Source organism: Amycolatopsis sp. FBCC-B4732 (assembly GCF_023008405.1).
In the GTDB taxonomy this organism is placed as follows: domain Bacteria; phylum Actinomycetota; class Actinomycetes; order Mycobacteriales; family Pseudonocardiaceae; genus Amycolatopsis; species Amycolatopsis pretoriensis_A.
Map to the genome: position 1 here is coordinate 2,889,865 of NZ_CP095376.1, position 11,619 is coordinate 2,901,483.

At 70.2% G+C, this 11,619-nt stretch carries 10 protein-coding genes; 1 reads left to right on the forward strand and 9 read right to left on the reverse strand.

What is annotated here, in order from left to right; genetic code table 11:
* Positions 1–9: 9 nt before the first annotated feature.
* The 5 genes from MUY14_RS12320 to MUY14_RS12340 form a co-directional block, all read right to left on the reverse strand.
* Positions 10–819, reverse strand: coding sequence for a carbohydrate ABC transporter permease (locus MUY14_RS12320; protein ID WP_247023112.1), 810 nt, complete (start codon positions 817–819; stop codon positions 10–12).
* On the reverse strand, positions 816–1,706 hold the full coding sequence (locus MUY14_RS12325) for a carbohydrate ABC transporter permease (protein ID WP_247023113.1): 891 nt from the start codon (positions 1,704–1,706) through the stop codon (positions 816–818). Before MUY14_RS12325 ends, MUY14_RS12320 begins: the two co-directional genes overlap by 4 nt.
* Before the next feature lies 1 nt (position 1,707).
* Positions 1,708–2,973, reverse strand: a complete 1,266-nt coding sequence (locus MUY14_RS12330) for an extracellular solute-binding protein (RefSeq protein ID WP_247023114.1) — start codon at positions 2,971–2,973, stop codon at positions 1,708–1,710.
* Between the two features lie 109 nt (positions 2,974–3,082).
* A complete protein-coding gene (locus tag MUY14_RS12335) occupies positions 3,083–5,173 on the reverse strand; it encodes an alpha-galactosidase (RefSeq protein ID WP_247023115.1) in 2,091 nt (696 codons plus the stop codon).
* 56 nt (positions 5,174–5,229) lie between these two features.
* The gene (locus tag MUY14_RS12340; RefSeq protein WP_247023116.1) at positions 5,230–6,174 is read right to left on the reverse strand and encodes a methionyl-tRNA formyltransferase; all 945 of its coding nucleotides are present in this window, start codon (positions 6,172–6,174) and stop codon (positions 5,230–5,232) included.
* A 115-nt stretch (positions 6,175–6,289) separates the two neighbouring features.
* On the opposite strand from MUY14_RS12340, the gene MUY14_RS12345 reads away from it, so the two are divergent.
* Entirely contained in the window at positions 6,290–7,597 is a 1,308-nt protein-coding gene (locus MUY14_RS12345; RefSeq protein ID WP_247023117.1) for a lysine N(6)-hydroxylase/L-ornithine N(5)-oxygenase family protein, read from the forward strand.
* 307 nt (positions 7,598–7,904) lie between these two features.
* Here the strand turns inward: MUY14_RS12345 and MUY14_RS12350 are convergent, their stop codons facing one another.
* From MUY14_RS12350 to MUY14_RS12365, 4 genes are all read right to left on the reverse strand, one after another.
* A complete protein-coding gene (locus MUY14_RS12350) occupies positions 7,905–8,390 on the reverse strand; it encodes a DinB family protein (protein ID WP_247023118.1) in 486 nt (161 codons plus the stop codon).
* Positions 8,391–8,513: 123 nt separating this feature from the next.
* On the reverse strand, positions 8,514–9,323 hold the full coding sequence (locus MUY14_RS12355; RefSeq protein WP_247023119.1) for an ABC transporter ATP-binding protein: 810 nt from the start codon (positions 9,321–9,323) through the stop codon (positions 8,514–8,516).
* 4 nt (positions 9,324–9,327) lie between these two features.
* Positions 9,328–10,386 (reverse strand): iron chelate uptake ABC transporter family permease subunit, encoded by a 1,059-nt coding sequence (locus tag MUY14_RS12360; protein ID WP_247023120.1) that lies wholly within the window; start codon positions 10,384–10,386, stop codon positions 9,328–9,330.
* A gap of 78 nt (positions 10,387–10,464) precedes the next feature.
* Positions 10,465–11,502 carry an iron ABC transporter permease gene (locus tag MUY14_RS12365; protein WP_247023121.1) on the reverse strand — a complete coding sequence of 346 codons (1,038 nt, stop codon included), beginning with the start codon at positions 11,500–11,502 and terminating at the stop codon, positions 10,465–10,467.
* Between the last annotated feature and the right edge of the window lie 117 nt (positions 11,503–11,619).

An 11,619-nucleotide genomic window follows, 5' to 3' on the forward strand; every position in this document is an offset into this window, starting at 1 on the left:
AAGTGCGCGCTAGCCCTTCGTCGCGCCGCCGGTCAGGCCCTTCACGAACTGCTTCTGCAGTGCCAGGTAGAAGATCAGCACCGGCAGCGTCGCCAGGAACATCAGGGCGAACACGCTGCCCAGGTCCGCCTGGTACTGGCCGATCGAGCGGTAGATGCCCGTCGTGATCGTCGTGCCCTGCCCCGGGCCGAGGATGATCAGCGGGTCGATGAAGTCGTTCCAGATCCACACGCCCAGGAAGATCAGCACGGACGCCGTCGCCGGGCGCAGCAGCGGGAACACCACGCGCCAGAACACCTGCATCCGCCCGGCGCCGTCGAGCAGCGCCGCCTCCTCCAGCTCGACCGGGACCCCGCGGACGAACCCGCTGAACACGAAGACCCCGAACGGCACGTAGTAGCCGACGTTGAACAGGATCAGTCCCGGCAGCGACGCCATCAGGTGGGTGACGCGCAGGACGTCCGTGATCGGGATCAGGATGACCTGCGGCGGGATCATCAGGCCGGCCAGCAGCACCAGCGTCAGGACCTTCGTCCACCGCTTGCGCGAACGCGCCAGGTAGTGGCCGAGCATGGCCGACAGGACGGTCAGGACCAGGATCGACGACACCGTCACGACGACGCTGTTGGCCAGGCTGACCCAGAACAACCCGTCCGGGCGGGTCAGCACCGCGTGGATGTTGGCCAGCGTCGGCGGCAGCGGGAGCGACGCGGGTTCCTTCGCGATCAGGTCGCCCCGCTTGAAGACGTTGGCCAGCACCAGGTACAGCGGCACGAAGAACACCGCGCCGACGAGCAGGGCGACCAGCCGGCGGGTCACAGGTCCACCTCCCGGCGGCGGAGGAAGTTCAGCACGACGGTCGTCACGACCGCGACGATCGCCAGCATCAGCACGGCCATCGCGGACGCGTAGCCGACGTGGTTGGCGTCGAAGCCGGTCTGCAGCACGTCGAACGCGATCGTCGCCGTGGCTCCGGAACCCGGGCCGCCGTTGGTGATCACCTTGACGTAGTCGTAGGTCTTGAACGCGGAGATCAGCAGCACGACCGTAGTGATAGTCAGCGACGGCGCGAGCAGCGGCCAGGTAACCGCGCGGAACCGCCGCAGCGGCCCGGCGCCGTCGATCTCGGCGGCTTCGAGCAGTTCGGCCGGCACGCCCTGCAGCCCGGCCAGGTAGACGACGACGCAGAACCCGAGCATCTGCCAGCACACGATCGAGGCGACCGAGTACAGCGCCAGATCGGGGTCCGAAAGCCAGCCCGGCGGGTGCTCGACCCCCAGCGCGCGCAACAGGTTGTTCAGCGGCCCGGCGTCGTCGAGCAGCCGCGACCAAACGATCGAGACGACGACCGAGCTGAGGATCACCGGGGTGAAGAACACGCTGCGCAAAGCGTTGTACAGCCAGCCTTTCCGGTCGAGCAGCAGCGCGACGCCGAGACCGAGCACGTTGGGCACGAGGACCACGATCAGCGTCAGGATCGTGGTGACCTCGAGCGCGGCGAGGAACTGCTCATCGGTGAAGAGCAGCTGGTAGTTGTCGAAGCCGACGAACCGCACCGGCGGGTGGAACGGGTTGTAGTTCGTCAGGCTGTAGCCGAAGCTGATCAGGATCGGAGCGAGCACGAAGCACACGTAGACGAGCACGCCCGGGGCGCCGAACGACGCGAAGTGCCCGACCCGCGGCAGGACCGGCTTGCGGGTGGCCAAGTCAGCCCGCCTTCGCCCACTCGGTGTCCAGGAACGCGCACGCGTCGGCCACCGTCTTGCGGCCGGTGATGACGTCCTGGGCGGCCTGGTCGACCTTGTCCTTCATACCGGGCAGCAACCCGTCGTCGGCGGTCTCCCAGCGGAACGCGTGGACGACGGCGTTCTGCCGCACCGCCTGGGTGTAGAGGTCGTACCCGGCCTTGAACGCCGGGCCCACGTCGGCGGGCGGGGTGTAGCCCTTGAGCGCCGGGAACAGGCCGTCCGCCTTGACCGACGCGTCGAGCTGGTCCTTGTCCAGCTGGAAGCCGAGCGCGAACTTCCTGGCGGCGTCGAGGTTCGCGGCCTTCGCGTTCACGATCATGCCGCCACCGGTGTAGGCCGGGACGACGAGCTTGCCGTCCTCGGTGGGGAAGTCGAACACGCCGACTTCGAAGTCGTGCTTCTTCGAGTCGGCGTTGGCGGCGAACCAGTTGCCCATCGGGTACATCGCGCTCTTGCCGTCGAGGAAAGCCTGCTCGGTCGCCGCGTAGTCGCGGGAAACGCTCGTCTTGTCCACGTACCCGCGCGCGACGAGGTCGGCGAGCTTCGAGAAGGCGCGCTGGAAGGCGGGATCGGCGAACTTGACCTTGTCCTGGCGCCGCTGGGTCAGCCAGTCCGGCGTCGTGGCGTAGACCTCGGTGCCGACCAGGCCGGAGAGGATCATCGACGACGGGAAGCCGTCCTTGCCGCCGCCGATGGTGAACGGCGCGAAGCCCTTGTCCTTGAGCTTGCCGGCGTCGGCGACCAGTTCGGCCCACGTCTTCGGCGGCGCGGCGATACCCGCGTCGGCGAACATCTTCTTGTTGTAGTAGACCGGCGGGATGGTCTGGGTGTTCGCCGGCAGCTGGTAGTACTTCCCGTTGACCGGGTTGGCCTCGGGGAACTGGAAGTCCTTGAGCTCGTCGGGCGTCCAGGCGTAGAGGTTGCCGGCCTCGGCGAAGCCCGCGGAGTCCACGGCGATCAGCACGTCCGGGAACTGGCCGGACTGCAGCAGCTGCTTCGCGTACGACGTCCGGCCGTCGGCGGTGGGGGCGACGAGCTTCTTCACCTTGAAGCCGGGGTTCTTGTCGGTGACGCGCTTGATCGCGGCGTCCCAGTAGGCGGGCGTGAGGTTCGGTGTCTCGAAGGTGAGGAAGGTGATTTCGGTGCCACCGCCGGTGTTCGACCCGACCGAGCACGCGCTCACCGCCAGGAGCACCGCGGCGCCCAGCGCCAGTGACCTTCTCATCGAGCCTCCCACCAGATGTGATGTATGACGCATTTGATCTGACGTCTGATGGGCTGTCAAGCGCTCAGTGGCGGTGAAACCGTCGAAGGGTGACTGATAGATCCGATCTCTAGCGCGAAATTCGCTCCAGTCGGACGACTGCGCTCGCGAAGTCGCCGGTCGGGAGCCCGAGGCGCAGTCCGTGGGCGAGCAGCACGGCGCCGGAGTGCGTGGTGCCGGAATCCGGATCGAGGTACCGGTCAGCGGAATCGAGCCCGCCGAGCCGCAGCGGCCGGTCCGGCTCGGCGAAGTGCGCGGCCTGCCGGTAGGCGAACACGACCGACCGGTCGCCGAGGACGTACTGGAGCGCGACGAGGCCGTCGTCGACCGGTGGCCGGAGCCGGTGCAGCGCCCCGTGTTGCACCACGGGCCGGATGTCCCGGTACAGCGCGATCATTTCCCGGGCGAGCGCGAGGTCTTCGTCCGGCCAGTGCGCGATGTCGCCGCCGAGACCGAGCACGCCGGCCATGGCGACGTGGAACCGGAAGCGCAGCGGCACCGAGCGGGCGGTGACGAAGTTCGGGTCGTCGGTGACCCAGGCCGCCATCGCGCGGGCCGGGTAGAGCTGGCTGTAGCCGTGCTGGACGCGGAGCCGGTCGAGGGCGTCGGTGTTGTCCGACGGCCAGACCTGGTCGGTGCGGGCGAGCACGCCGAGGTCGACCCGGCCGCCGCCACCGCTGCACGCCTCGATCCGCAGGCCGGGGTAGTCGCGGCGGAGGCGGTCCAGGATCGCGTACACCGCACGGGTGTGCTCGACCCACAGCCGGTCCTGGTCCGCTTCGCCCGGCCAGCCCGCTTCGCTGAACGGGCGGTTCATGTCCCACTTGAGGAAGTCGACGCCGTGGTCGCCGACGAGCCGGTCGAGCCAGCCGTGCGCCCACACGGCGACGTCGGGCCGCGCGAAGTTGAGGACGAGCTGGTTGCGCAGTTCCGACCGGCGCCGGTGCGGGTGGTGCAGCACCCAGTCCGGGTGGGCGCGGTGGAGGTCGCTGTCCGGGTTGACCATCTCGGGCTCGACCCAGAGCCCGAACTTCATGCCCAGCGCGTGCACCGCGTCGACCAGCGGCCGGAGGCCACCGGGGAAGCGCTCGCGGTTGACGTGCCAGTCGCCGAGCCCGGCGTGGTCGCCGGTGCGGGCGCCGAACCAGCCGTCGTCCAGCACGAACAGCTCGACGCCGAGCGCCGCGGCCCGCTCGGCGAGGGCGAGCTGGCCGCCTTCGGAGACGGCGAATCCCGTGGCTTCCCAGGAGTTGTAGAGGACCGGGCGCAGCTCCGCGGGGTGCGGCAGGACGTGTTCGCGGACGTAGGCGTGCCACGCGCGGCTCGCGGCGCCGAACCCGCCGCGGGTGTGCAGGCCGGCGGCGACCGGGGTGGTCAGCGGCCGGCCGGGCCCGATCCGGTGGACGACGCCGTCTTGCCCGAAGCCGCCGCTGACCGTCAGGCGCCCGGTCGAGGAGCGGGTCGTGGTGAGGCGCCACGAGCCGCTCCACGCGAGCGCGACGCCGTAGACCTCGCCGTGGTGTTCGGTGGCGGTGCCGTCGTCGACCATGACCCAGGGGTTGGCGTGGTGACTGGTGATCCCACGGCGGCTGCCGAAGACGGTCTCCCCGTGCGGGGCGGGTTCCCGTCGCAGCTGGGTTTCCGCGGCCCAGCGGCCGGTGGTGTGGCTGAGCCGGTAGTCCTCGAGGACGGGCAGGGCCCAGGTCGCGGAGTCGGCCCGGGCGACCTCGACGTCGGTGTCGGCGGACAGCTCGGTCCAGCGTTCGAGGACGTCGGACCGGAACCGGTAGTGGAGGGTGATCCGCACGGAGTAGTGGCGGTCGGTGCAGTGGATCGCCAGGTGGCGCTCGGTGATTTCGTGGCGCTGGTACCGCCATTCGAGGCCCCGGGTGCCGTCGGCGAAGCGGAGTTGCAGGGCCGGGGTCCAGTAACGGGTGCCGCTGTCCGCCGCGAGTTCGTCGAGACCTTCGTTCGGGTCGTTGAAGCCGTCCCAGCGGGGAAGAGTTTTCTGCGTGAGTTCGACGACCTGGGGCGGGGACAGGCGCGGACCCCAGTACACGTGGGTGGGGACGTCGTCTTCGTCGAGCCGCAGGGCGTAGGTGGTCGTCGTGCCGGTGAGCACCCAGGTGCGGTGGGCGTCGAGGAAGCTGATCCCGGGCATGCGGGTCATCCTGGCCGCCGGGACACCGCGGCGGCCAGGAATTCCCGCTCACCGGATCAAGGCCGGTCGGTCAGGTACCCGCCCATGGTCTTGAAGTACTCGTGCGCCGGCAGTTCCGTGCCGTCGGCGGTGCGGACCCGCTCGACGACCAGGCCGGCCGACTGACCGCGGCGCGCCTGCGGGCCGGCCACGATCACGACGCCGTCGCCCTCCTTGATGAAGATCCGGCCCGGCGTGCCGCCGTAGTGCCCCTTCGACACCGATGCCTTGAGGATCCGCAGCTCCTCGCCGCGGTGGTGGGTGAACGCGTTCGGGTACGGGTCCGACAACGCGCGCACGAAGCGCTCGAGGTCCTCGGGCGGGAGGGTCCAGTCGATCAGGCTGTCGCGGCGGGCGCGCTTGTGGAAGAAGCTGGCCTTCGAGCGGTCCTGCGGCACCGGGGTGTACCCCGTCTCGATCTTCGAGATCGCTTCGGCCGTGAGCGGGGCGATCAGGTCGACCGTGCGGTGGAACAGATCCGTCGTGGTGTCCGCCGGGCCGACCGGGATCGCGCGCTGCAGGACGATGTCGCCCGCGTCGAGTTCGCCGTCCATCATGTGGGCGGTGACGCCGACCTCGGGCTCACCGTTGATCAGCGCCCAGATGAGCGGGGAGAAGCCCGCGTACGACGGCAGCAGCGAGTCGTGGATGTTGAGGGTGCCGTGCCGCGGGAGGTCGAAGATCTCCGGGGGCAGCCAGGTGCGCCAGTTGTTCGCGACGATCAGGTCGAGGTCCGCGGCCTTGAGCTCGGCCAGCAGTTCGGCGTCGTCCGGGCGGGTGCGGAGCAGGACGCGGATGGCGTTGGCCTCGGCGAGGTCGGCGACCGAATCGGCCCAGATTCGCTCGTAGGCGTGGTCGCTCTTCGGGTGCGTCACCACGAGGGCGACGTCGTGTCCCGCGTCGATGAGCGCCTGCAGGGTCCGGTGCCCCCAGGTCTGGTAGCCGAACATCGCCACGCGCATTCGAGAGTGCCCTTTCGTGATCGGGGGACGAACATCACCACGAACGTACTAGGCGAGGCTCGCCTAAGTTAGGTTAGGGTTCCCTGAACGGTACCGGAGCACGCGAGGGAGCAACATGACTGCAGAGGTCCCGATCTACGACATCGTCGGCGTGGGCTTCGGACCGTCGAACCTGGCCCTCGCGATCGCCCTCGCCGAGCACAACGCCGGCGCCGGGGAGCCGGTGACCGCGCACTTCCTCGAGCGGCAGCCGAAGTTCGGCTGGCACCGCGGGATGCTCATCGACACGGCCACGATGCAGGTGTCGTTCCTGAAGGACCTGGTCACCATGCGGAACCCGACCAGCAGGTTCAGCTTCCTCAACTACCTGCACTCGGCGGGGCGGCTGGTCGACTTCATCAACCACAAGAACCTCTTCCCGCTGCGGGTCGAGTTCCACGACTACTTCGAGTGGGCGGCCGCGAAGGTCGACGACGTCGTCTCGTACGGCACCGAGGTCGTGTCGGTGAAGCCGGTGTACGACGGTTCCGAGGTGGCCTACTTCGACGTCGAGGCTTCGGACGGCTCGTCGTTGCGCGCCCGGAACCTGGTGGTGGGCACCGGCTTGCGGCCGCAGCTGCCCGAAGGGATCACCGCCGGGCCGCGGATCTGGCACAACAGCGAACTGCTGTTCCGCGTCGACGCCCTGCGCGGCACGTCGCCCCGGCGCCTGGTCGTGGTGGGCGCCGGGCAGAGCGCCGCCGAGGTGGCGGCGCTGCTGCACGACGAGTTCCCGCAGGCCGAGGTGTGCGCGGTGTTCGCCCGCTACGGCTACAGCCCGGCCGACGACAGCTCGTTCGCGAACCGGATCTTCGACCCGGACGCCGTCGACCAGTTCTACCGCGCGGGCGAACCGGTCAAGGACCGCCTGATGCGCTACCACGGCGCGACGAACTACTCCGCGGTCGACATCGACCTGATCGACGAGCTGTACCGGCGGGTCTACCGCGAGAAGGTGCTCGGGGTGGAGCGGTTGCGGTTGCTGAACGTCTCCCGCCCGGTCGAGGTGACCGACACGGGCACGGCGGTGTCGGTGACGATCGAGTCACTGACGACGGGCGAGCGCACGGTGCTGGAGGCGGACGCGATCGTCTACGCGACCGGTTACCGCCCGGCCGACCCGACACCGTTGCTGGGCGAGCTCGGCCCGCGGTGTTCCCGCGACGAGGAGGGCCGCTTGCGTGTCGAGCGTGACTACCGCTTGACCACGGAACCTGTGCTGCGCGGCGGGATCTACCTCCAGGGCGGAACGGAGCACACGCACGGCATCACGTCGTCGCTGCTGTCGAACACGGCGGTGCGGGTGGGGGAGATCCTGCAGTCCGTTGTGGACCGCCGGGTGGTGGCGGCGCCGGCGGGGGAGTACGCGGTCAGCGCCCGCTGACCCGCCAGACGGAGATCGTAAACGCTGTTCGAAGTCGGACGGACACTTCGGATGGGCGTTCTGGGATACCCGGGCGCATGCCCGTCCGGCCGGCGCGGCCGGTATTGGTGGCGGTGTCGGTCCTTGGCAAATTCTGTGGCTGCTGGTGACGCTCGCGGCGGCAGGCGTGATGTTCGCTTCTGACGTTCAAAAAATCACCTGCTCGCGTGATCGTACGATGAAGGTCGGGCCGGCCTGAGCGCGCTCGAGCCGGTCCAGCCGTCGAGCGGGCCGTCGAGCCAGGTCGTTCACGCCGCAGGCTACGAGTTCAACGGGCGGCCAGCTGCTCCCGCAGGATGTCGCCGTGGCCGGCGTGGCGGGCGAAGTCCTCGATCAGGAGCAGGTAGACGAACCGCAGGTTCACCTCGCCGAGGACGTCGTGCGTCCACGTGTCGTCGAGGTCGAAGCGGGCCGCGATTTCCCGGGACCGGGCGCCGGCCCGCTCGAACTCGGCGATCACGTCGGCGACCGTTTCCCCTTCGGTGACCACGAAACTGGGGTCGCCCGGCGTCGTGGGACCGTCGCATTCGGACTCGGCGCGGCCCAGCAGCAAGCACTGGAACCACCGCCGCTCCGCCATGGCCGCGTGCTTGACCAGCCCGATCGGCGTGGTCATCGACGCGACCAGCCGCACGCGGGCATCGGCCTCCGACAGTCCGCGGGCGGTCTCGGCGACGGCTCGCCGGTTGCGGTCCATCGTGGCCTCCAGCAGGTGGCGCTCGGGACCGGTGGTGATTTCGGGCAGCACGAACATGGCTCTGCTTCCTGGAGGGGGTTTCGGCCGGACGTTCCCCGGAACACGCGAGGCGGGCCGGGACCCAGGATAGCCGAAGTCGGGCTCGGCGCGAAGAAGGCCGTCCCTGCCGGTTCGCCGGGGTCAGCCCTGGTGCACCGGCGCCGGGTGGTGGCGGCTGATCGGGATCACCATCGGCGTCCCGCTCACCGGGTCCGCGGTGATCCGGCAGCGGACGTCGAACACCTCGTCCACCAGCTCCTCGGTGATCACCTCGGTCGGCGCGCCCGAGGCCACGATCCGGCCCGACTTCATCGCGATCACGTGGTCGGCGTAGCGGCACGCCTGCGGCAGGTCGTGCAGCACCATCACCACCGTGCGGCCCTCGCCGCGGTTGAGGTCGACGACCAGGTCGAGGACGTCGATCTGGTGCGCCAGGTCGAGGTACGTCGTCGGCTCGTCGAGCAGCAGCACCGGTGTGCCCTGCGCGACCGCCATCGCGATCCACGCGCGCTGGCGCTGGCCGCCGGAAAGCTCGTCCACCGGGCGGTCGGCCAGGTCGGTCAGCTCCGTCGCCGCCAATGCCTCGCGCACCGCGCCTTCGTCCGATGTGGACCATTGGCGCCACCAGCTCTGGTGCGGGGCGCGGCCGCGGCCGACGAGGTCGGCGACCGTCATGCCCTCCGGCGCCACCGGCGACTGCGGGAGGATGCCGAGCTGCTGGGCGACCTGGCGGGTCGGCAGGTCGTGGATCGGCCGGCCGTCGAGGTAGACACCACCCGACTTCGGCGTGAGCAGCCGGGCGAGCGTGCGCAGCAGCGTCGACTTCCCGCACGCGTTCGGGCCGACGATCGCGGTGATCCGGCCCGGCGGGATCTCGAGGTCGAGGCCGTCGATGACGACCCGGTCGTCGTAGGCGACGCGGAGGTCCCGCACGCGCAGGGACGGTGTCATCTTCTCAGCCTCCGGAACCGGAACGGTTGGCCCTGGCCAGCAGCCAGAGCAGGATCGGAGCACCCAGCACGCCGGTCACGATGCCGACCGGCAGCGCGGACGCGGTGAGCTCGCGCGCGATGATGTCGCTGCCCAGCACCACGACCGCGCCGGTGAGCGCGGACGCGGTGATCGGCGGCGACGACAGCCGGGCGAGCCGCTGCGCGATCTGCGGTGCGGTCAGCGCGACGAAGGAGATCGGCCCGGCCGACGCGGTCGCGAACGCGACCAGCCCGGCGCCGGCCAGCAGCAGCCCGAGCCGGACCGGCTGCACCGGCGTGCCGAGCCCGGCGGCCACGTCGTCGCCGAGCAGCAGCGTGCCCATCCACCGCGACAGCGCCAGCACCAGCGGGAACAGCACGACCAGCGCGGCGAACAGCGGCACGACGTGGTCCCAGCCGCGGTTGGCGAGGTTGCCGACCAGCCAGCCGATCGACGCCTGCGCCTCGGTGATCTGCGCCTTGCTGAGCAGGTAGTCCGTGAGGCTCGTGCACATCGCGAAGATCCCGATGCCCACCAAGAGGATCCGGTACCCGGTGGTGCCGCGCCGCCACGCCAGCGCGTACACCAGCAACGCGGTCAGCAGGCCGCCGGCCAGGCCGAGGGTGGTGGTGCCGAGCCCGCCGCCGAAGCCGAACGCGATCCCGGCGACGACGAACGTGGCCGCGCCCGCGTTGATGCCGATCATGTCCGGGCTGGCCAGCGGGTTGCGGGTGATCGTCTGGAACACCGCGCCGGACGCGCCGAACGCGAGCCCGGCCAGCAGCCCGGTCAGCGCCCGCGGCAGCCGCAGTTCCTGCACGATGTAGGTGTTCCCGGTGTCGCCGCCGCCGAAGAGGCCCGAGAGGACGTCGGACACGCTCATCGGGACGTCGCCGATCGTCATGCCCAGGCAGAACAACACGAACGCGAGGACGGCGAGGATCCCGGAGACCAGCAGCAGCCGCGGCCGGACGCGGCCGGACACCGGGGGCGCGGCGAGGCGGAAGGTGACGCGGTCGCGCCGGAGGTGCAGCAGGCTCATGCGCACGCCTCGCTGACGCTCGGCGCGGCCTGAGCCGAAGGCGCGGTGTTGGTCGATTCGCTCGCAAGCTCGCTCATGTCAGGACTCCGCGAGCTTGCGCCGGCGGACCAGGTAGATGAAGAACGGGGCGCCGAGGAACGCGACGATCACGCCCGCGCGGATCTCGCTCGGCCGCGCCAGGACCCGGCCGAGGATGTCGGCGGCGAGCAGCAGGCTCGGGGCGAGCACCGCGGTGTAGGGCAGCAGCCAGCGGTGGTCCGGGCCGAGCATGAACCGCACCGCGTGCGGGACGATCAGGCCCAGGAACAGGATCGGCCCGGCGACGGCGACGGCCGCGCCGGTCAGCAGGGTGATCGCCAGCGCGCCGCGCAGCCGCAGCGGGCCGAGCTTCCGGCCCAGCGCGATCGCGACGTCGTCGCCGAGGGCCAGGCTGTTGAGCGCCGGGCCGCTCGCGATCGCGAGCACCACGCCGACGACGAGGAACGGCAGCACCTGCAGCAGGACGTTCGCGTCCACGCCGGACAGCGAGCCCGACGACCAGAAGCGGTAGCGGTTGAGCGCCACCGGATCCGACAGCACCATCGCGCTGGTGAAGGAGGCCAGCAGCGCCGTGACGGCCGCGCCCGCCAGCGCCAGCTTGACCGGGCTCGACCCGGCCCGCCCGCGCGTACCGAGGAAGTAGACGACGGTGGTCGCGGCGAGCGCTCCCGCGAAGGCGAACCAGATGTAGCCGTAGAGCGAGCTGATGCCGAGCACGGTGATCGAGAAGACGATCGCGAACCCGGCTCCGGCGCTCACGCCCAGCAGACCGGGGTCGGCGAGCGGGTTGCGGGTCAGGGCCTGCATCACCGTGCCGGCCAGGCCGAGCGCGGCGCCCACCAGGACGGCCAGCAGGGTCCGCGGCATCCGGACACTGTGGATGATGACCGCGTCGGCCGAGCCGTCGTCGTGCCACAGCACCTGCCAGACGGCACCGAACGAGATCTCCTTCGAGCCCAGCCAGACACTCAGCAGGCACAGGAAAACCAGGACACCGAGGGCGGCCAGCAGACCGAGCGCACGGCCCGTGTGTGGCGGGCGTCGCGTGAGAGCGATCCCTCCGGGGTCTGTTCGCACCGCACCTCCGACTGGTACTCATTTTAGGTAAGGCTAACCGATGGTACAGGAGTGCATCCTCACCATCCGTTTGTTAGGGTCACCTAAGTTGGCGCCTCGTCGGAGGCGCCGCGAGCA

Excerpts from the sequence above, each read along its gene's own strand:
- MUY14_RS12360 (WP_247023120.1), bottom strand. The coding sequence starts at position 10,386 with ATGAGCCTGCTGCACCTCCGGCGCGACCGCGTCACCTTCCGCCTCGCC.
- MUY14_RS12340 (WP_247023116.1), bottom strand. The coding sequence starts at position 6,174 with ATGCGCGTGGCGATGTTCGGCTACCAGACCTGGGGGCACCGGACCCTG.
- MUY14_RS12330 (WP_247023114.1), bottom strand. The coding sequence starts at position 2,973 with ATGAGAAGGTCACTGGCGCTGGGCGCCGCGGTGCTCCTGGCGGTGAGC.
- MUY14_RS12345 (WP_247023117.1), top strand. The coding sequence starts at position 6,290 with ATGACTGCAGAGGTCCCGATCTACGACATCGTCGGCGTGGGCTTCGGA.
- MUY14_RS12350 (WP_247023118.1), bottom strand. The coding sequence starts at position 8,390 with ATGTTCGTGCTGCCCGAAATCACCACCGGTCCCGAGCGCCACCTGCTG.
- MUY14_RS12355 (WP_247023119.1), bottom strand. The coding sequence starts at position 9,323 with ATGACACCGTCCCTGCGCGTGCGGGACCTCCGCGTCGCCTACGACGAC.
- MUY14_RS12335 (WP_247023115.1), bottom strand. The coding sequence starts at position 5,173 with ATGCCCGGGATCAGCTTCCTCGACGCCCACCGCACCTGGGTGCTCACC.